This is a genomic window from Streptomyces sp. NPDC007896 (genome assembly GCF_042959425.1).
Classification (GTDB): Bacteria; Actinomycetota; Actinomycetes; order Streptomycetales; family Streptomycetaceae; genus Streptomyces.
In genome coordinates this window covers 25,977-46,205 of record NZ_JBIBKX010000013.1, presented here as the reverse complement: position 1 = coordinate 46,205, position 20,229 = coordinate 25,977, and the positions used below count along the sequence as shown (strand labels likewise).

Sequence of the window (20,229 nt, the reverse complement as noted above, 5' to 3'; positions counted from 1 at the left end):
GCGGTGGTGAGACGCTGCACGGGGCCGCGTTCATACGTGGATGACGTGGCTCGTACGGGGAGGTGGCAGGCAAGTGGTGGATCAGCTGACACAGCACGATCCGCGGCGGATCGGGCCGTTCGAGGTGCTGGGACGGCTGGGTGCCGGTGGCATGGGGCTGGTCTATCTCGCGCGCTCGGCTTCGGGCCGGCGCGTGGCGATCAAGACGGTCAGGACCGAGCTCGCCGAGGACCAGCTGTTCCGGGTCCGCTTCACTCGTGAGGTGGAGGCCGCGCGAGCGGTCTCCGGCTTCTACACGGCGGCCGTGGTCGACGCCGATCCGCGCGCGGCCGTGCCGTGGCTGGCCACCGCGTACGTTCCGGCGCCCTCCCTCGAAGAAATAGTGAACGAGTGCGGGCCGATGCCGGCCCAGGCGGTGCGCTGGCTGGCGGCGGGCGTCGCGGAGGCGCTGCAGTCGATCCACGGCGCCGGGCTCGTCCACCGTGACCTGAAGCCCTCGAACGTGCTGGTGGTGGAGGACGGGCCGCGGGTCATCGACTTCGGTATCGCCTCCGGCGTTTCGAACACCCGTTTGACGATGACGAACGTCGCCGTCGGCACCCCGGCCTACATGTCCCCCGAACAGGCGAAGGACTCGCGCAGCGTCACCGGTGCGAGCGATGTCTTCTCGCTCGGCTCGATGCTGGTGTTCGCCGCCACGGGGCACGCGCCCTTCCACGGCGCCAACCCGGTCGAGACGGTCTTCATGCTGCTGCGGGAGGGCCCCGACCTGGAGGGCCTCCCGGACGAGCTGCGCCCCCTCATCGAGTCCTGTATGCAGATGGAGGCGACCGGCCGTCCCAACCCCGCCGACCTCCAGGCCCAGTTGGCACCCCACCTCTTCGGCTCCGGCTCCGACGACAGCGGTACGGCGTCGGCGTGGCTGCCCGAGCGGGCGGTAGGCCTGATCGAGGCACGCCGCGGGGGCCGTCCGGCGCCGAAGCCCCCGTCCTTGGGCGGTCGCAGCGGTGGCGGACGCCCCGCCCTTCCGCCGCCGCCCTCGCACGCTCCCGTGCCCGTCGGGGCGCCCGACAGCGGCCCCGTACGGCTCGCGGGCGGCCAGGTGCCCATCGGCCCCGGACCGCGCGTCGCCGACGCCCGTGCCGCCGCCGTGAAGGCACCTCCTCCGGAGGCGGGCCTCGCCGCCTCCTGGTCCCGCCCGCGCGTCGGCGTCAACGGCGCCGACCCCGCTCCGACGGTCGCTCCGCCGCCCACACCGGACTCCCCGTCCGGCTGGCGTCCCTGGCGCTTCCGTATGTCGAACGACGTCTGGGGTACGCCCTCGGTCGCGGGCGACCTCGTCTACGTCACCTCCTTCGAAGTCCACGCCCTGGACGTCGCGACCGGCCGCCGCCGCTTCAAGACGCGGGACGTGGCCTGGTCCATGGCGGTCGCGGACGGCCGCATCCACGCCTCCGACGGCCCCACCCTCTTCGCGCTGAACGCGCGGGAGGGCGCGGACCTGTGGCGGCTGTCCACGGACGCCTGGGTGTACTCCCTGAAGGCCGACCGCGGGACCGTCATCACCGGTACGCGCGGGGGCGGCGTCCAGGCCTGGGAGGCCTCCAACGGCCAGAAACTCTGGGAGATCACCGGCGCCCAGACCGACTTCGAGTCCACGGAGGCCGGGCCCGCCGTCCACGACGGCACGGTGTACGTGTGGAAGGACGCCCGGCTGTGTGCCCTGGAGGCCCGTACGGGTGAGGAGCGGTGGTCGTACCCGATCGGCGACGCCGCGTCGTGCGGAGGCGTACCCGTACGGATCACGTCCGCCCCCGACGGCTACGTCTACATCTCCGCGGGCACCCGCGTCCTCGCCGTCGACGTCGCGAGCGGGCACGTCCGCTGGCACTTCGAGGCCCCCGCGGTCTTCCTCTCCCCGCCGACCTTCGTGTCGGGCCCCGCGGTCACGGGAGGCGGCGTCTACCTCGCCGACTACCTCGGCACGGTGTACGCCCTCGACGCGACGGACGGTCGCGACCGCTGGCGCATCGCGACCGAGGCCCGCTCCTCGATCGATCCCGTCCTGGTCGCCGCCGGCCACGTCCACGTCGGCAGCGGCAAGGGGTTGTACACCCTCGACGCGGTCACCGGCACCCCGAAGTGGCGCTTCCAGGCCGGGGGCGACCTCGTGGGCGCGCCCGCGGTCGCCGAGGGCCGCATCCACTTCGGCTCCACCGACCATCTCCTCTACACCCTGAAGGCGGACGACGGCCGGCTCCGCTGGAAGCTGGCGACGGGCGGGGAGATCACCGGTGCGCCGGTGGTCAAGGACGGGGTGGTGTACGCGTGCAGCAAGGACCGGTGCGTGTACGCGCTGGACGCGGAGAAGGGGACGGGGACGGCGCGTACGGCGTAGGGGGACCGGCCTTTCCTGTTTCTTCGACCGCGGGCCGGTGGGGGCTTGGCGCGCAGTTCCCCGCGCCCCTGGGGCACGGGGCTGCGCCCCGGTGCCCCATCGGCCTCGCTCTCGAACGCCGGTCGGCCGGGGGCTTTTGGGGGCGCGGGGAACTGCGCGACCAGCCCCCACCCACCCGCAGCCGAATCACCGCACCCGGAACCCGTTCGGTCGGCGTGCGGAGAACAGAGCCGCTTGCCGGGCCGGGGGCAGGTTGCCCAGGGAGATGAGGTGCGGCGCCTGCGCGAAGGCGTGGGCGCGGGCCGCCTCGTGCGCCGCCCACAGGGCGCGGACGGTGCCCTGCACTCCTTCGGAGGGGTAGGAGGCGATCACCGTGGCGCAGCGGACGGCGGCCTCCAACGCACCCCCGGGCGGGGTGAGTTCGGAGACCCACCCGATGTCGTACGCCCGCCGCGCGGACATCCGTTCGGCGTTCCCCATGAGTGCCATCCGCGCCGCCTCCCCGTACGGCATCCGGTGCGCCGCGTACACGGACTCGTACGCGCTGACCATGCCGTACGTCGTGTGCGGGTCGAAGAAGGTGGCGGTCTCGTCGGCGACGACGAACTCCGCCTCCCCGAGGAGGTAGAAGGCCCCTCCGCACGCCATCCCGCGCACGGCCGCGACGACCGGCTTCCACAGGTCGTTGGCCTTCGGGCCGATGCGCAGGAGCGGGTCGTCCATCATGTAGGGGGAGGTGGGCTGGGGAGTCTCGGTGGTGCGGTCGAGGCCTGTGGAGAAGGCCCGTTCGCCCGACCCCGTGAGGACGACGGCCCGTACCGAGTCGTCGAAGCGGAACGTCCGCCAGGCGGTGGACAGCTCGGACGCCAGGGCCTCGTCGATGGCGTTCAGTTTTTCCGGGCGGTCCAGGGTGAGGACCGCGACGCCGGTGTCCTTGTCGGTCGCGATCCGCAGCGCGCCGCCGTTCACGACCGGCCGTCCAGAACCCACTGCGGCAGCCCCTCCCCGCTGAACACCACCCGTACCCGCGCTCCGATCCGGACCCGGTCCGGGGAGAAGGAGTCGAGCGGTGCGCCCGGGGCCGTGACCAGGTTGCCGACCAGACGGATGTGCGGGGCCTCGGCGAGTTCGACGACGATCGCGTTGTACGGGGCCAGGGCCGCGTACGCCGGGAGCAGCGGCGGGTGCGGCACGACGTACGACCAGACGCGGCCCAGTCCGCTCATCCGTCGCCACTCGCTGCCGAAGGACTGGCAGTGGGGACAGCAGGGGCGGGGCGGGAAGCGCAGTTCGCCGCAGTCGGCGCACGCCTGGATCCGTAGCTCGCCCTGGGCGGCGTACCCCCAGAAGGGCGCGCCGTCGTCGTCGAGGACGGGGGTGAGAAGGGGCTCGGTCATCTCGGCTCCTCAGTTCCGCAGCAGGATCGCGGAGGTGGGGACGCCCTCCCCCGCCGTGACCAGGCAGGTGGCGGCCCCGGGGACCTGGGCGGTGCTCGTGCCCCGCAACTGCTTCACGCCCTCGTTGATGAGGTTGAAGCCGTGGACGTACGCCTCGCTGAGTCCGCCCCCGCCGGTGTTGAGGGGCAGCCGGCCCCCGATCTCCAGGGCGCCGCCCTCCGTGAAGGCCGCGCCCTCCCCGCGTCCGCAGAATCCGTAGCCCTCCAAGGAGAGCGGAACGAGGGGGGTGAAGGCGTCGTAGATCTGGGCCACGTCGATGTCGTCCGGGGCGAAGTCGGCGTGTTTCCACAGGTGCCGGGCGGCCGTCCAGGCGGGGCCGGTGAGCGGGTCGTCGTTCCAGTAGTTGACCATGCCGTGGTGCTGGGCGGGCAGACCCTGGGCGGCGGAGTGGACGTACACGGGGCGCCGCCGGCAGTCCCGGGCGCGCTCGGCGGACACGATCACGCAGGCCAACGCGCCGTCCGTCTCCAGGCAGTTGTCGAAGAGGCAGAGGGGCTCGCTGATCCAGCGGGAGGTCATGTACATCTCGCGGGTCAGCGGGCGCTCGTACATCATCGCGGCGGGGTTCTGGTTGGCGCGGTTGCGGCAGGCGAGGGCGACGTTGAAGAGGTGGTCGCGGGTGGCGCCGTACTCGTGCATGTAGCGACGGGCCAGCATGCCTATCTCGTCGGCCGGTCTGAGCAGTCCGAAGGGGCGGGTCCACTGGGCGGGGGTGGGCAGTTGGACGGCGGTGTTCTTCCACGGCCTCGGCCCGCTGCCGCGCTTGCGCGACCGCCAGGCCACGCCCACCGTCGCCTGGCCGGTGGCGACGGCGGCGGCGAGGTGCGCGACGGTGGCGCAGGAGCCGCCGCCCCCGTAGCCCACCTTGCTGAAGAAGGTGAGATCGCCGAGGCCGACCGCCTTCGCGACCTCCACCTCGTCGGTCTCCTCCATGGTGTAGGAGGCGAGCCCGTCGACTTCGGAGGGTGCGATTCCGGCGTCGTCGAGGGCGGCGAGGATCGCGCGGCAGGCCAAGGTCTTCTCGGACTCGGGGAGTTGCCTGGCGAAGGGGGTCTGACCGATGCCGACGACGGCGGTGGCGTCCTTGATCCCCGGCATGGGTGCACCTCCACGGAAGGGCCCGACTGCTGACAGGCCGTCAGGCTACAGCTAATCTGACGGGTAGTCAGCTAGTGGGTTCGTGCCTACGGAGGCGTGAGATGCGCGGAGACCTGGAGTGGGGCAGCATCCCGGGGCTGATGCGGTCGGCGGCGACGCGCTTCGCGGACCGCGAGGCCGTCATCGAGGGCCGTACGCGGATCTCCTACGCCGAGCTGGGCGCCCGCGTCGAACGTGCGGCGGCCGCCTGCCTCGCGAACGGCGTACGGCTCGGCGACCGGGTCGCCATCTGGGCGCCGAACACCCTGGACTGGATCGTCTCCGCCCTCGGCGCGGTGTCGGCGGGCGCGGTGCTCGTCCCGCTCAACACCCGCTTCAAGGGCGCCGAGGCGGCGTACGTACTGTCCCGCAGCCGCGCGCGGCTGCTGTTCGTGACGGGGACGTTCCTGGGGACGTCGTACGTGGCGTCGCTGCGACGGGCGGCGGGGGAGGGGGAACGGGAGTCCGGGGAGGGCGTCGGAAACGGACCCCTCCCCGGACTCCCGCACCTCGAACAGGTGGTGGTACTGGCGGACGACGCCCCCGCCGACTTCCGTACCTGGAAGGACTTCCTGGCGGACGGGGAGGGCGTCGGGGCGGCGGAGGTGCGGGAGAGGGCGGCGGCCGTGCCGGGGTCGGCGCCGTCGGACATCGTCTTCACCTCGGGTACGACGGGCCGGCCCAAGGGCGCCGTGATCACGCACGCGCAGAGCCTGCGGGCGTACGAGGTGTGGTGCGAGCTGGCCGGTCTGCGCCGGGAGGACCGCTACCTGATCGTGAACCCCTTCTTCCACACCTTCGGCTACAAGGCCGGGGTGCTCGCCTGTCTGATGCGGGGCGCGACGATGGTCCCGCAGCCGGTGTTCGACGTGGACACGGTGCTGGCGAACATCGCGTCCGAGCGGGTCACGGTCCTGCCCGGCCCGCCGACCCTCCACCAGTCCCTCCTCGACCACCCGGCGCGGGCGTCGTACGACCTGTCGACGCTGCGGCTGGTGGTCACGGGAGCGGCCGTGGTCCCCCTCCGCCTGGTGGAACGCCTGCGCACCGAACTGGGCGTGGAGACGGTCCTGACGGCGTACGGCCTCTCGGAGGCCAGCGGATTCGTGACGATGTGCCGCCGGGGCGACCCGTCGTCCGTGATCGCGTCGACCTCGGGACGCGCCATCCCGGGCGTGGAGGTACGCGTCGAGGCGCCGGCGGGAACCCCGGGGGAGGTGCTGGTCCGCGGCTTCAACGTGATGCGGGGCTACTTCGAGGACGCCGAGGAGACCGCCCGCGCCCTGACCCCGGACGGCTGGCTGCGCACCGGCGACGTGGGCGTCCTGGACCCGGCCGGCAACCTCCGCATCACCGACCGCATCAAGGACATGTTCATCGTCGGCGGCTTCAACGCCTACCCCGCCGAGATAGAACAACTCCTCGGCCTCCACCCGGACATCGCGGACGTGGCGGTGATCGGCGTACCGGACGGCCGGCTGGGCGAGGTCGGCAAGGCCTACGTGGTCCGCCGCCCGGGCTCCGTCCTCACCTCCGACGACCTCATCGCCTGGTCCCGCCGCGAGATGGCGAACTACAAGGTCCCGAGAGCGGTCGAGTTCGTACGGGAACTGCCGCGGAACGCGAGCGGGAAGGTGGTGAAGGGGGAGTTGCGCTCCGGGACCTTCTGAAGCTAGGGCGCGGAAGTTCCTGAGCCGCGCTCGCGGTCACGGTCACGGTTGCGCTCGCGCTCGCGGTCGCGGTCGCGGTCGCGGAGCCGGGAGAGGGCGGCGCGGACCTCCTCGATCATCATCGCGGGACGGTGGAAGACATCCGCGGCGGTGTAGCGGAGGAGGAGACGCACTTCCGGGCACTGGAGGACCTGGTTGAAGCGGGCGATGTCCCGGCGGTGCGACTCGCGTGTGCCGTGGTAGGCGTACCCCTCGATCTCGACGGCCAGCCCCTCGGCTCGGAACAGGAAGTCCAGGTAGCGGCGGCGGCCGTCGGCCGTACGGAGTTCGGCCTGGCTCTCGGGGTGAAGACCCGCGTCGTGCAGGCGCAGGCGCGCGACGGTCTCCGCGGGGGAGCCGGAGTCCGGATCGGCGAGCTTCAGCCGGCGGCTGCCGCTTTCCGCTCCGCGCATGGGCGCTTCGAGCGCGAGGGAGACCAGGGCGGCGGTCGTGACGGGCGCGCGGCGGACGCCTCCGACCCTCCGCCAGGTCAGGGCCGACTCGACGGCGACGAGAGCCTCGTCGCGCGGGCCGGCCCGGAGGAGGTCGGCGAGCGTACGGCCGGCGCTCGTGACGCGCAGGCCCTCACGCCGGACCACGTCTCCCTCGTCGAGGGGCATGCGGTGCACGAGCACGCCCTTGCCTCCGCTGCGGAGAGTGAGGTCGGGATCGATGAACTCCAGGGTCCCTTCGCCCCTCGGGGTGAGCGTCTCGATCCGCCAGAGCGCGGTCGCCGAACGGTGACTCACGACGAGCCGCGGCTTGAGGAGCTGCACGGCCCGCAGCCGAGTGGCGAGGTCCGCATCCCGGCCCGGCTCGGTCCAGGCCCCGGCCTGAACCCGGGTCCACCCCTCCCTTCCGAGCACCCGAAGAAGCGACCTCCGCGCCCACCCGGCCTCCCGGGCACGCGAGGTGAGCAACACGCCCCCTTCGGCCAGCTCCCTCAGCTCCACACCCCCGAGGATCCCGGAGCACCGCCCCAGCCGTTTCCCCCTGTGGATAACCGGGACGGGCGCGGTCGGCGAGGGGGATTGGCGGAATTGGGCCAACGTGGGGCTGCTGCGGTGGGGTGATCGGGCGGGGTGGGTGGCCCAAATCTGCCGATCGCCCACGGGGCGTCTCGACCGTGGCCAGGGACCACACACGTCGGCCGCGGCGGCTCCCCCTCCGCGCCGCCGCGGCCGATCCCCGTGTGGTGTGAGTTAGGTGTCCCCCCCCGGGGCGGGCTTAGACCGGCTCGCCCGTGGCGTGGACGTTGTCCGTGGTGGCCTCGCCGGTCTCGGCCGGGGCGATCGGGTTCTTGCCGGTGAGGGGCTCGGTGGTCGCGTGGACGTTGTCCGTGGTGGCCGTGGGCTCGTCGGTGGCGTGGACGTTGTCGGTGCTGTTGGTGTCGCTCATGACTGGCTCCCCTGCAGTTCTTCGATGCGGTAGGGCGGTAAGGCGTAAAGCGCCCGCCCGGCAACTCCCCCGAGGACCGCCGGGCGGGCACTTCTGGGCCGGTTCACCTTAGAGGTGCGGCCGACTGTCATCCCGTCTGCCCCCCGACGCGACGGATCGACTCGTTGAGAGTGCCGGGCGGCGATAAACGAATGATGAACGCGCAGGCGCACGCTCTCAGGCGACGGCGAGAGGGTTCAGGAGAAGGCGTACGGCATCGGCTTCCGGGGAGCCCAGCGCCTCGAAGATGTCCAGCGATTCACGCCAGCAGACCTGGGCGCGGCCGTTCTGGCCGATGCCGCTCAGGGCGCGCCCCAGCACGGTGAGGACGTTTCCGCGACGCCACTCGCCGCCGATGCCGCGCAGCACGGTCAGCGCCATCTCGGCGTTCGGGGCCGCCTGCGCGGGCCGTCGGGCGGCGAGGTCGACCTCGGCGAGACGGAAGAGCGTCATGCCTTCCCACAGGCGCTGGCGGCTGTCTCTGAACACCTCCAAGGCTTCCTGGAGGCGCTCGGTGGCCTGGAGGTGCTGCCCGCTCTGGGTGAGCGCGAGCCCGAGGGCGTAGCGGCCGTTGGCGCCCTTCAGGGCGTGTCCCATGTCGTCGTACATGTCCGTGCCCTGCTGGGCCAGGGCGACCGCGCTCGCGGTGCGCCCGGTGGCCAGGTGGATGCGCGAGAGGTTGCACAGCGCGCTCGCCTCGCCGGGGCGGTCGTCGCAGGAGCGGAAGCCTTCGATGGCGCGGGTCAGTTGCTCCTCGCCGTCCTCGTGGCGATTCTGGTAGAGCGCGACGACGCCGCCGATGTTGGAGGACCAGTAGCCGGTCACGGGGTCGGAGGCGGAGGCGGCCAGTTCCACCGCGCGGGCCGATTCCTGGGCGGCCAGGTCGAAGCGGCCGGCGATGTGGTGCACGTAGGCCAGCGTGGTCAGGGCCCGCGCCTCGGTGCGCGGATCACCGGCTTTCTGCGAGGCGACACGGGCGGACCCCGCGATCGCCTCGTACTCCTTGGAGTTGGCACCGGACTCGGCGAGATCGACCGACGCCCACAGAAGGTCGACGGCGCGCCGCAGCATGTCCGTGCCGCTGGACTGACGCACGCAGGCCAGCAGCGAGATCGCCTCGGAGTACAGCCAATCCTGGGCCGGGTGGCGGTCGTCGAACGTCAGACCGGTGTACTCGGTCGCCTCCAGATGGTCCACCAGCCGGTCACCGGGACGTTCGAGCGCGTACACCCCCGCCGCCGTAGCCAGATAGAAGTCCAGCAACCGCGACATCGCCGCGTCCCGCTCGCTCGGCGGCTGTTCGTCGCGTTCCGCGCAGGCGCGGGCGTAGAGGCGTACGAGGTCGTGGTAGCGGTAGCGGCCGGGGGCGGCGGATTCCAGGAGGGAGGTGTCGACGAGGGATTCGAGGAGGTCCTCGGTGTCGTCGATCGGGAGGTCGAGGACGGCGGCCGCGGCGGCCAGGGAGATGTCGGGGCCGTCGGCCAGGCCCAGCAGGCGGAAGGCGCGGGCCTGGGCCGGCTCCAGCTGGCCGTAGCCGAGTTCGAAGGTGGCCTTGACCGCGAGGTCGCCGGCCTGGAGCTCGTCGAGGCGGCGGCGCTCGTCGCCGAGCTTCGCCGCCAGGACCGAGACGGTCCAGGTGCGGCGGGCGGCCAGCCGGGAGGCCGCGATGCGGATGGCGAGGGGGAGGAAGCCGCAGGCCGCGACGACGTCGAGGGCCGCCTCGCGCTCCGACGCCACCCGCTCCTCGCCGACGATCTTCGTGAAGAGCTGGAGGGCCTCCTCCGGGGACATCACGTCGAGGTCGACCAGGTGGGCGCCCGCCAGGTCCACCATCCGCACCCGGGACGTGACGAGGGCCGCGCAGCCCTCCGTGCCGGGGAGGAGCGGACGGACCTGGGCCGCGTCGCGGGCGTTGTCCAGGAGGACCAGGACCCGTCGGCCGTCCAGGACCGAGCGGTAGAGCGCCGAGCGCTCCTCCAGGGAGTCGGGGATGGAGGAGTCCGCCGTGCCCAGGGCACGCAGGAACGCGCCGAGGACCGTCTCCGGCTCCGCCGCGCGCTGGCCCGCACCCTGCAGGTCGACGTACAGCTGCCCGTCGGGGAACGCCGCGCGCGCCTGGTGGGCCACGTGCACGGCGAGGGTCGTCTTGCCCACGCCGCCGATGCCCGCGAGCGCCGAGACGGCCATGACCTGGCCCTCGCCCTCGGCGGAGGAGGCGGAGGCCAGGACGTCGCTCAGTTCCTGGACGAAGGAGGCGCGGCCCGTGAAGTCCGTGACGGTGGCGGGGAGCTGGGCGGGGCGGACCGGTGCCGGGGTGGGCTCGGCCGCCGGGGCCGAAGGTTCCGCGAGGCCCGGGTCGGCCTGGAGGATCCGCTGCTGGAGTTCCTTCAGGCCCGGGCGCGGGTCCACGCCGAGCTCGTCGGCGAGGAGGCGGCGCGTGTCGGCGTACACGGCGAGCGCCTCGGCCTGCCGCCCGCTGCGGTACAGGGCGAGCATCAGCAGTTCGCGCAGCCGCTCGCGCAGGGGGTGCGCCGCGGTGAGGGCGGTGAGTTCGGAGACCGCCTCCGCGTGGCAGCCCTGCTCCAGGTCCATGTCGAGGCGGGATTCGAGGAGTTGGAGCCGCCACTCCTCCAGGCGCGCCCGCTGTGTCTCCGCGTACGGACCGGGCACGCTCGCCAGCGGCTCCCCGTCCCACAGGCCCAGCGCCCGGTTCAGCAGGTCGCGGGCGGAGCACAGGTCTCCGGAGTGCTTGGCCTTCTCGGCGTCGGCGGCGAGTTCCTGGGCCTCGGCGAGGTCGAGGGAGCTGTCGCTCCCGGCCAGCCGGATCGCGTAGCCGCCGGACTCACTGATCAGGACGCCGGGGTCCAGGGCCTTGCGCAGCCGGGAGGCGTACGTCCGTACGGCGGCCAGCGCCTGGGGCGGGGACTCCTCGCCCCACAGGGCGTCGATCAGCTCGCCGGACGTGGCCGTCCGGCCCTCCCGCAGCAGCAGCGCGGCCAGCAGGGCGCGTTGCTGCGGGGACCCCGTGGGCAAGGAATCCTCGCCGCGCCAGGCGCGCACCGGGCCGAGCACGCTGAAGCGCAACGCCGCCGATTCCCCGGCACGTCGCTGCTCCGGCACTCGCGGTACACCGTCCATCGCCGTCCCCCTGCCGAACCGTCAGTTCTACGAGGCCAGTTTGCCTTGTTCATGGCGGATGCGTCAGCCGTGCGAGACAGCGATCACAGGCCCGCACACCGTACAGGCACGGGGAACCACAGGGCTCTCACAACCACTGCGCACATCTCCGCACAGAGCCGCCCATTCCAGAGGCGTGCAGCAGTCGGCAGAGCCGTACCAGATAGCTGACGGGCCGTCAGATCGGCGCTACCGTGGGCCGTATGGAGACCACGAGGACCACTGAGGCCGCCCAGGCGTCCACGACCCCGTTCCCGAAGATCATCTCCGTGGACGACCACACCGTGGAGCCCCCCGGCGTCTGGCGCGACCGCCTCCCCGCGAAGTACCAGGACACCGGACCGCGCATCGTCCGCGCACCGCTGAAGGAGATGACCTTCCTCGGCGGCAGGTTCGCCCCGGTGATGGGCGGCCCCGGCGACGACGGACCCGTCGGCGACTGGTGGGTCTACGAGGACCTGCATCGGCCCCTCACCCGTCTGGACACCGCCGTCGGCTACGACAGGGACGAGATACGGCTGGAGATCATCACGTACGAGCAGATGCGACCCGGCTCGTACGACGTCCCCCAGCGCCTCGCCGACATGGACGTCAACCACGTCCAGTCCGCCCTGTGCTTCCCCACCTTCCCGCGCTTCTGCGGCCAGACCTTCACCGAGGCCAAGGACCGTGAGCTGGGCCTGCTCGGAGTGAAGGCCTACAACGACTGGATGGTGGAGGAGTGGTGCGGCCCGGCGGCGCACGGCCGGCTCGTCCCGCTCACCCTCGTCCCCCTCTGGGACCCGGAACTCGCCGCCGCGGAAGTACGCCGCAACGCCGCCCGCGGCGTCCGCGCGGTCGCCTTCTCCGAGATCCCGCCCCACCTCGGGCTGCCCTCCGTCCACACCGACGACTGGGACCCCTTCCTCGCCGCCTGCGACGAGACCGGCACGGTCGTCGCCATGCACATCGGCTCCAGCAGCAAAATGCCGTCGACCTCGGCCGACGCGCCGCCCGCCGTCGGCTCCACCATCACCTTCGCCAACTGCTGCTTCTCGATGGTCGACTGGCTGATGAGCGGCAAGTTCGAACGCTTCCCGAACCTCAAGGTCATGTACGCGGAAGGCCAGATCGGCTGGATCCCCTACATCCTGGAGCGCGCCGACGTGGTCTGGGAGGAGAACCGCGGCTGGGGCGGCGTCGCCGACAAGGTCCACCGCCCGCCGTCCGAACTCTTCGCCGAGCACGTCTACGGCTGCTTCTTCGACGACGCGTTCGGCCTGCGGAACCTCGACGCCATCGGGGTCCCGAACGTCCTCTACGAGACCGACTACCCCCACTCCGACTCCACCTGGCCCAAGTCCCGCGAGGTCGGCGAGGCCCAGATGGGGCACCTGGACGCGGACGTGGTGGAACGGATCGTCCGGGGCAACGCCATCGAGCTGCTGGGGCTGACGGAGGACGGGCTCTGGGCCGGGCCCGGTGGTCCCCGTTGAACCAGTCGGCGTCGAACCAGTCCCCGTCGAACCAGTCGGCGTCGAGGCAGTCCCCGTCGGACCCCGCACCCCTGCTCTACGGGATGCAGCTCCCGATCCAGTCCCAGAGCACGCTCTACGCCGAACCCTGGGAGGCGGAGGCCGGTCCCGGCGAGCTCGTCGCCGTCGCCCGCGCCGCCGACCGTGCCGGCTTCGCGTACGTGGCGAGCTGCGACCACGTGGCCGTCCCGCGCCGTCTCGCGGACGCCATGAGCACGATCTGGTACGACCCCGTCGCCACCCTCGCCTACCTCGCGGGCGTGACCGAGCGCGTACGGCTGCTCAGTCATGTCGCGGTCGTCGGGCTGCGGCATCCGCTGATCACGGCCAAGCAGTACGCGACCCTCGACCACCTCTCCGGCGGGCGGCTGATCCTCGGGGTCGGCGCCGGGCACGTGGAGGAGGAGTTCGAGGCGGTGGGCGCCGACTTCGCGCGGCGGGGGGCGGTGCTCGACGAGTCCATCGACGCCCTGCGCGCCGCCCTGGGGGCGGACGAGTTCCCCGTGCACCACGGGAAGCTGTACGACTTCGAGGGGCTCGGGCAGCGGCCCAGGCCCGCGCAGGAGCGCGTGCCCGTGTGGGTGGGCGGCTCCTCGCCCGCCGCCGTGCGCCGGGCCGCGCTGCGGGGCGACGGCTGGCTGCCGCAGGGGGATCCGCGCGAGCGGCTGCCGGAGCAGATCGCCCGCCTGTACCGGATCAGGGAGGGGGCGGGGATCTTGGCGCCTCTCGTCGTCGGGGCCATCACCGAGCCCCTGTACGTCGGCACGCCCGGCTGGCAGGTCGGGCGGCGCACCGTGAGCGGGGCCCCGGAGGCGGTCGCCGAGTCGTTGCGGGCGTACCGGGCGATGGGGGTGCACCAGATCCAGGTGCGGTTCCGGGCGCGGGGGCTGAGTGAGCTCGTCGACCAGATCACGGCGTTCGGCGCCGACGTCGCGCCGCACCTCAACTAGATCGCGCCCCACCTCAACCGGATCGCGCCGCACCTCAACTAGGGAGTCAGGGTATGGGCAAGCTGGACGGACGCGTCGTCATCGTCACCGGGGCGGCGCGCGGGCAGGGCGAGCAGGAGGCGCGGCTGTTCGCCGCGGAGGGCGCCAGGGTCGTCGTCGCGGACGTGCTCGACGACCGGGGCGAGGACGTGGCCAAGGAGCTGGACGCGCTCTACGTCCACCTCGACGTGGGCCGGGAGGACGACTGGGCGGCCGCCGTCGCCGCCGTGAAGGGCGCGTACGGGCGGATCGACGGGCTGGTCAACAACGCGGGCATCCTGCGCTTCAACGCCCTCGTGGACACCCCGTTGGACGAGTTCCTCCAGGTCGTGCAGGTCAACCAGGTCGGCTGCTTCCTCGGGATCAAGACGGTGGCGGGGGAGATCGCCGCGGCCGGCGGGGGCACGATCGTCAACACGGCCTCGTACACCGCGATGACCGGGATGGCGGCCGTGGGCACGTACACGGCGACCAAGCACGCCATCCTCGGCCTCACCCGCGTCGCCGCCCTGGAGCTGGCGCACCAGCGGATACGGGTCAACGCCATCTGCCCGGGCGCCGTCGACACCCCCATGTCGAACCCGGCCCAGCTCGACCCGACGGCCGACCCCGAGGAGATGACCAGGGCCCTGGACGAGCTGTACAGCAAGCTCGTGCCGCTCGGGCGGGTGGGCAGGCCCGAGGAGGTCGCCCGGCTCGCCCTCTTCCTGACCTCCGAGGACTCCTCGTACATCACCGGGCAGCCGTTCGTGATCGACGGGGGGTGGCTGGCAGGGGTCAGCGTTCTGTGAGGCCCATCGACAGCTGACGGTTCGTCAGCTATTGACGCTTCACGGGCTCGGTGCAACAGTCGGCGGCAAGTAGATCTGACGGAACGTCAGATACGAATGTGGGGACGGTGAACCTCCTTGGAATTCGGGCTCTTTGTACAGGGATACGTGGGCAAGCGCGCCGAGACCGACCCGCTCGCGGAGCACAAGGCGCTGATGGAGGAGACCGAGTACGTCATCCAGGCGGACAAGTCCGGCTTCAAGTACGCCTGGGCGTCCGAGCACCACTTCCTGGAGGAGTACTCGCACCTCTCGGCGAACGACGTCTACCTCGGCTATCTCGCCCACGCCACGGACCGCATCCACCTCGGCTCGGGCATCTTCAACCCGCTCGCCCAGGTCAACCACCCGGTGAAGGTCGCCGAGAAGGTCGCCATGCTCGACCACCTCAGCGAGAACCGCTTCGAGTTCGGCAGCGGACGGGGCGCGGGCAGCCACGAGATCCTCGGCTTCCTCCCCGGCATCACCGACATGAACTACACCAAGGAGATCTGGGAAGAGACCATCGCCGAGTTCCCGAAGATGTGGCTCCAGGACGAGTACGTCGGGTTCCAGGGCAAGCACTGGCAGCTCCCGCCCCGCAAGGTGCTCCCCAAGCCGTACGGGAAGGCGCACCCCGCCATGTGGTACGCCGCCGGGTCGCCGCCCTCGTACGCCATGGCCGCCCGCAAGGGCCTGGGCGTGCTCGGCTTCAGCGTGCAGAAGGTCTCCGACATGGAGTGGGTGCTCCAGCAGTACAAGACCGCCATCGTGGACGCCGAGCCCGTCGGTGCCTTCGTCAACGACAACGTGATGGTGACGACCACCGCCATCTGCGCGCCGACCCACGACGAGGCGATACGGATCGCCGTCGGCGGCGGACTGCACTACCTCCCCTCCCTCGTCTTCCGCTACCACGACACCTTCCCGCGCCCCGAGGGCTTCCCCGTCTGGCCGGAGACACTCCCCGAGTACAACGCGGAGTTCGTCGAACTCCTCATCGAGGAGGAGCTGTTGATCTGCGGTGACCCGGACGAGGTGCTCACCCAGTGCAAGCGGTGGGAGCAGGCGGGTGCCGACCAGCTCTCCTTCGGGCTGCCGGTCGGGGTCCCGAAGGAGGAGACCCTGCAGACGATCCGGCTGATCGGCGAGCACGTGATTCCGAAGATCGACACGGATCCGGTGCACCGGACGACCCGTTTCCGGCAAGCGGTCTGAGGAGGGTGCGGCCATGCTCGACCACGTCATCAAGGGCGCGACCGTCGTGGACGGCACGGGCGCGCCCGGCTACACCGCGGACGTCGCCATCCGCGACGGCCGTATCGCCGCGATCGGCACGGTCACGGAGGCGTCCCGCACGAGCGAGGACGCCTCCGGTCTCGTCCTGGCCCCCGGATTCGTCGACCCGCACACGCACTACGACGCCCAGCTCTTCTGGGACCCCTACGCCACCCCGTCCCTGAACCACGGGGTGACGACGGTCGCGGGCGGCAACTGCGGCTTCACCCTCGCCCCGCTGAACCCGGCACGGCCCGAGGACGCCGACTACACGCGCCGCATGATGTCCAAGGTCGAGGGGATGTCGCTGGTCGCCCTGGAGGAGGGGGCGCCCTGGAACTGGCACAGCTTCGGCGACTACCTCGACGCCCTGGAGGGGCGGATCGCCGTCAACGCGGGCTTCATGGTGGGGCACTGCGCGCTGCGGCGGTACGTCATGGGCGCGGACGCGGTGGGCGGGCAGCCGACCGGGGAACAGCTGGAGCAGATGCTCGCCCTCTTCCACGAGGCGATGGAGGCGGGAGCCTGGGGCCTGTCCACCACCCAGTCCTCCACCCACTCCGACGGCGACGGGAAACCGGTCGCGTCCCGGCACGCGAAGCCTGCGGAGCTGCTGGCTTTGAGCAGGGCCGTCGGCGAGCACGAGGGCACCCAGATCGAGGCGATCGTCGCCGGCTGCCTCGACCAGTTCAGCGACGACGAGATCGACCTCTTCGTCGAGATGAGCGCGGTGGCGGGCCGCCCGCTCAACTGGAACGTGCTGACCGTCGACGCCGCCGTCCCCGAGCGCGTACCGAGGCAACTGGTCGCGAGCGAACGGGCGCGGAAGGCGGGCGGCCGGGTGGTGGCCCTCACCATGCCGATCCTCACCCCCATGAACATGTCCCTGGGCACGTTCTGCGCGCTGAACCTGATCCCCGGGTGGGGGCCGATCCTCGCCCTGCCCGTCCCGGAGCGCATCGCACGGCTGCGGGACCCCTCCGTGCGGGCCGAGATGCTGGCCCGGGCGAACAGCAAGGAGGCGGGCGTCTTCCGCCGCCTCGCCAACTTCGGCCGGTACGTGATCGGGGACACCTACAGCCCGGCGAACGACGGCCTCACCGGGCAGGTCGTGAAGGACATCGCGGCCCGGCGCCGCCAGGAACCCTTCGAGTGCCTGGTCGAGATCTGCGCGCACGACGACCTGCGGACGGTGCTGTGGCCCATGCCCACCGACAACGACACCGACTCCTGGACGCTGCGCGCCGAGACCTGGCAGCACCCGGACGTCATGCTCGGCGGCTCGGACGCGGGGGCCCATCTGGACCGCATGTGCGGGGCCCCGTACACGACCCGGTTCCTCGGGGACTGTCTGCGCGGGCGGAAGCTGACCACGCTGGAGGCGGCCGTGAAGATGCTCACGGACGACCCGGCGCGGCTCTTCGGACTGAGGGAACGCGGGCGGATCGCGGAGGGCTTCCATGCGGACCTCGTGCTGTTCGACCCGGAGCGCATCGACGCCGGCAAGGCCACCCTGGTGCACGACCTGCCGGGAGACAGCCCGCGACTCGACTCCAAGGCGATCGGCATCACGGCGGTCTGGGTCAACGGGGTCGAGTCGATCCGGGGGGACGTGGTGACGGGCGCCGTCCCCGGGAAGGTGCTCCGCTCCGGGCGGGACACGCAGACGGTGAGCACGCGGTGACCGATGTGCGGGGGGCGGGGCAGGAGCAGCGGCTGTTCATCGGCGGCTCCTGGGTGGAGCCCGACGACGGGCACTACGAGGTGATCGACCCGGCGACGGAGGGTGTCGTCGGGATGGCGCCGGAGGCCTCGCGGAAGCAGGTGCACGCGGCCGCCGCCGCGGCCCGGGAGGCCTTCGGGCCATGGTCACGGACGCCCCCCGAGGAGCGCGCGGCGCTCCTCGGCCGGGCGGCGGACATCATCCGGCGCAACGTCCTCCCCTACGCCGATCTCGCCCAGGCCGAGAGCGGTGCCACGACCGGGACCGCGCGCGGGATGCAGGTGGGGGTGGGCGCGGCCCGTTTCCGGCGCTACGCGCGCGTGGAGCCCGTCGAGCAGCCGCTGCCGCCGCAGATCAATGAGGCCGGGCCGTTCGGGAAGGCGGCGGTGATGGGCGCCCTTGCCGTCCGCCAGCCGGTCGGCGTGGTCACCTGCGTCACTTCCTACAACAACCCCTGGGCCAACCCGGCCGGGAAGATCGCCCCAGCCCTGGCCATGGGCAACACGGTGGTCGTGAAGCCCGCCCCGCAGGACCCGCTCTCCGTGTACCGGATGGCTCAGGCCCTGGAGGCGGCGGGCGTACCGGCGGGTGTCGTGAACGTGGTGAGCGGTTCGCGCGCGGAGGTCGGCGAGGCGGCCGTGGACTGCGAGGACGTGGACATGGTCAGCTTCACCGGCTCGACGGCGGTGGGGCAGCGCATCGCCGAGGTGTGCGGGCGGGGGATGAAACGCCAGCTGATGGAGCTGGGCGGGAAGGGCGCGGCGGTCGTCTTCGACGACGCGGACGTCGAGTCGGCGGTGTCCGGCATCGGCACGACGTTCTCCTTCTACAGCGGCCAGATCTGCACGGCGCCGACAAGGGTGATCGCGCAGAAGGGGATCTACGGCCGCCTGGTCGAGCAACTGGCCGCGTACGCGGGGCGGTTGACGGTCGGGGACCCGCGGGAGCCGGGGACGGTCGTCGGGCCGGTCATCTCGGCGGCCCACCGGGACCGGGTCGAGGCCTACGTCGAACTCGGCCGCAAGGAGGGCGCGCGGATCGTCACGGGCGGCACGCGCCCCCCGTACGACCGCGGCTTCTACGTCGCCCCGACCCTCCTCGCGGACTGCACCCCCGACATGGGGGTGGTCCGCGAGGAGATCTTCGGGCCCGTCGTCGTGGTCGTGCCCTTCGACGACGAGGAGGAAGGCATCGCCCTCGCCAACGACAGCGACTACGGGCTGATCGACTACGTCTGGTCGGGCGACGTCGCCCGCGCCTTCCGCGTCGCCCGCGCGCTGCGTGCGGGCGGGGTGGGCGTCAACACCGTCGGCCGCAACATGGAGGCACCGTTCGGCGGCTTCAAGAAGAGCGGGGTGGGGCGGGACGTGGGGTCGTACGCACTGCACGCGTACAGCGAGGTGCAGGCGATCGTGTGGCCGTCGGGGACCTAGGCCCTGTCCGGCATGATCGGCCGGACAGGCCCTGGGCCTGTCCGGACCGGTATTCGCTGGTCGTCGGCCTGTGCGTGGCGATCGCACTGGCCCCCATGATGCAGCGCTGGGCCTGGCTGTTTCCGATGTCGGGCACGCGTAGCGGGTGTGAGGGGAGAGGCAGGTACGAGGCCATCAAGTCGGAGGCCGCGCTGGCGAACCTGGCTGATCGCGACGGCGCCGCCCTGGCGTACGCGCAGCAGGCCCAGAGCGATGAGGCCGTCGCCGACTGCCTGGCGGCCACGACGACCCTGTGGCTGCCCCTGTACGGAGCCGGGGCGGCCGTGCTGGTAGGCGCGGGTGCGTGGGCCCGCGACCGGGCTCGGGCGACGAAGGGGACTTAGACGAAGGGGACTTAGCCGAAGCTCCGGCGAGGAGGGGCCGCCCGCGACACCGGCGTGCGTCGATCTCGTACGCCCCGGGGCAGGTTCATGGTGTTGCGTATGGCGGCTGTAGGAACACCGGCCCCGGTGCGGTGCGGCGGGTGAGCGAGCGTCGGCTCAGGCCTCGTCCCTGAGGCGGGTGCGCTGGATCTGGCGGGCCAGGGTGCGGCGTACGGAGGGGGATTCGGTGGGGGTGGCCGTCGCGGGGACGGGAATGTCGAGGGCGCGGCTGATCTCGTCGTAGGCGTGCCGGTGGCCGCCGGGCAGAGCGGCCCGGTGCAGCCGCAGGTCCTCCTCGACCAGGCGCCGGAGTTCGTCGACGCTCTGGGGTGTGAAGTGCTTCTTTCCGCGGGCGACGGCGTTGAGGTGGCGGGTGCAGCGGGCGGTGTCGTGGAGGGTCTCGGAGATCTCCTCGGCGAGGCCCCAGAGGCGTCCCTCGAGCCAGGGGGTGTCGTGCTGGTCGAGGGAGAGGCGCGGCGGGGGTGATGGATCGTCCCCCTTGTGCTTGGTGACCTGCTTGGACACGGCGGGCTGACTCATGCCGGTGAGGCGGGCGATCCTGTCCTGGGTCCAGCCGAGACCGGCGAAGAGTTTGATCATCTCGGCGCGCAGCCGGCGCATCTCCTCGCCCGCGCGGATGACGTCGTTCATGTCGGCGAACATCCGCTCTGCCTGTGCCTCGGTCAGGGGCCCGGTCGGGGGCTCGGGGGTTCGACGCGTGTCCTCTTCGGCTGCCATAGCTCGGT

16 protein-coding genes are annotated in these 20,229 nt (G+C 72.0%); 9 read left to right on the top strand and 7 right to left on the bottom strand.

Features of this window, described 5'->3' with window-relative positions; genetic code table 11:
* Positions 1-73 precede the first annotated feature (73 nt).
* Positions 74-2,398: a PQQ-binding-like beta-propeller repeat protein gene (locus ACFZDJ_RS35105; RefSeq protein WP_391065025.1), complete on the top strand. Its 2,325-nt coding sequence runs from the start codon at positions 74-76 to the stop codon at positions 2,396-2,398.
* 186 nt (positions 2,399-2,584) lie between these two features.
* On the opposite strand, the gene ACFZDJ_RS35100 is transcribed toward ACFZDJ_RS35105, so the two are convergent.
* Genes ACFZDJ_RS35100 through ACFZDJ_RS35090 form a run of 3 tightly spaced genes read right to left on the bottom strand, consistent with a single transcriptional unit; the run spans position 2,585 to position 4,953 of the window.
* A complete protein-coding gene (locus ACFZDJ_RS35100; protein ID WP_391065022.1) occupies positions 2,585-3,388 on the bottom strand; it encodes an enoyl-CoA hydratase-related protein in 804 nt (267 codons plus the stop codon).
* A complete protein-coding gene (locus tag ACFZDJ_RS35095; RefSeq protein WP_384926174.1) occupies positions 3,364-3,795 on the bottom strand; it encodes a Zn-ribbon domain-containing OB-fold protein in 432 nt (143 codons plus the stop codon). The genes ACFZDJ_RS35100 and ACFZDJ_RS35095 overlap by 25 nt, the downstream gene beginning before the upstream one ends.
* A 9-nt stretch (positions 3,796-3,804) precedes the next feature.
* A complete protein-coding gene (locus tag ACFZDJ_RS35090; protein ID WP_391065019.1) occupies positions 3,805-4,953 on the bottom strand; it encodes a lipid-transfer protein in 1,149 nt (382 codons plus the stop codon).
* A 101-nt stretch (positions 4,954-5,054) separates the two neighbouring features.
* Between ACFZDJ_RS35090 and ACFZDJ_RS35085 the strand changes: the two genes are divergently transcribed.
* Entirely contained in the window at positions 5,055-6,662 is a 1,608-nt protein-coding gene (locus ACFZDJ_RS35085; RefSeq protein ID WP_391065016.1) for a FadD3 family acyl-CoA ligase, read from the top strand.
* A 2-nt stretch (positions 6,663-6,664) separates the two neighbouring features.
* On the opposite strand, the gene ACFZDJ_RS35080 is transcribed toward ACFZDJ_RS35085, so the two are convergent.
* The 3 genes from ACFZDJ_RS35080 to ACFZDJ_RS35070 all read right to left on the bottom strand — a co-directional run bounded on the left by ACFZDJ_RS35080 (position 6,665) and on the right by ACFZDJ_RS35070 (position 11,276).
* Positions 6,665-7,654, bottom strand: coding sequence for a hypothetical protein (locus ACFZDJ_RS35080; protein ID WP_391065013.1), 990 nt, complete (start codon positions 7,652-7,654; stop codon positions 6,665-6,667).
* A gap of 274 nt (positions 7,655-7,928) precedes the next feature.
* The gene (locus tag ACFZDJ_RS35075; protein ID WP_390930461.1) at positions 7,929-8,099 is read right to left on the bottom strand and encodes a hypothetical protein; all 171 of its coding nucleotides are present in this window, start codon (positions 8,097-8,099) and stop codon (positions 7,929-7,931) included.
* A gap of 216 nt (positions 8,100-8,315) precedes the next feature.
* Positions 8,316-11,276, bottom strand: a complete 2,961-nt coding sequence (locus ACFZDJ_RS35070) for a BTAD domain-containing putative transcriptional regulator (RefSeq protein WP_391065010.1) — start codon at positions 11,274-11,276, stop codon at positions 8,316-8,318.
* Between the two features lie 242 nt (positions 11,277-11,518).
* On the opposite strand from ACFZDJ_RS35070, the gene ACFZDJ_RS35065 reads away from it, so the two are divergent.
* The 7 genes from ACFZDJ_RS35065 to ACFZDJ_RS35035 all read left to right on the top strand — a co-directional run bounded on the left by ACFZDJ_RS35065 (position 11,519) and on the right by ACFZDJ_RS35035 (position 19,444).
* Positions 11,519-12,790, top strand: coding sequence for an amidohydrolase family protein (locus ACFZDJ_RS35065; RefSeq protein WP_168509261.1), 1,272 nt, complete (start codon positions 11,519-11,521; stop codon positions 12,788-12,790).
* Positions 12,791-12,873: 83 nt separating this feature from the next.
* A complete protein-coding gene (locus ACFZDJ_RS35060) occupies positions 12,874-13,779 on the top strand; it encodes a TIGR03619 family F420-dependent LLM class oxidoreductase (RefSeq protein ID WP_391065406.1) in 906 nt (301 codons plus the stop codon).
* A gap of 53 nt (positions 13,780-13,832) precedes the next feature.
* Positions 13,833-14,609 carry an SDR family NAD(P)-dependent oxidoreductase gene (locus ACFZDJ_RS35055; protein WP_101404461.1) on the top strand — a complete coding sequence of 259 codons (777 nt, stop codon included), beginning with the start codon at positions 13,833-13,835 and terminating at the stop codon, positions 14,607-14,609.
* A 117-nt stretch (positions 14,610-14,726) separates the two neighbouring features.
* Positions 14,727-15,845 (top strand): LLM class flavin-dependent oxidoreductase, encoded by a 1,119-nt coding sequence (locus tag ACFZDJ_RS35050; RefSeq protein WP_097285170.1) that lies wholly within the window; start codon positions 14,727-14,729, stop codon positions 15,843-15,845.
* On the top strand, positions 15,805-17,589 hold the full coding sequence (locus ACFZDJ_RS35045) for an amidohydrolase family protein (protein WP_390930921.1): 1,785 nt from the start codon (positions 15,805-15,807) through the stop codon (positions 17,587-17,589). The genes ACFZDJ_RS35050 and ACFZDJ_RS35045 overlap by 41 nt, the downstream gene beginning before the upstream one ends.
* Positions 17,586-19,061, top strand: a complete 1,476-nt coding sequence (locus ACFZDJ_RS35040; RefSeq protein WP_391065006.1) for an aldehyde dehydrogenase family protein — start codon at positions 17,586-17,588, stop codon at positions 19,059-19,061. Before ACFZDJ_RS35045 ends, ACFZDJ_RS35040 begins: the two co-directional genes overlap by 4 nt.
* A 74-nt stretch (positions 19,062-19,135) precedes the next feature.
* Positions 19,136-19,444 (top strand): hypothetical protein, encoded by a 309-nt coding sequence (locus ACFZDJ_RS35035; protein WP_391065004.1) that lies wholly within the window; start codon positions 19,136-19,138, stop codon positions 19,442-19,444.
* 156 nt (positions 19,445-19,600) lie between these two features.
* On the opposite strand, the gene ACFZDJ_RS35030 is transcribed toward ACFZDJ_RS35035, so the two are convergent.
* Positions 19,601-20,221, bottom strand: coding sequence for a sigma-70 family RNA polymerase sigma factor (locus tag ACFZDJ_RS35030; protein WP_391065001.1), 621 nt, complete (start codon positions 20,219-20,221; stop codon positions 19,601-19,603).
* Between the last annotated feature and the right edge of the window lie 8 nt (positions 20,222-20,229).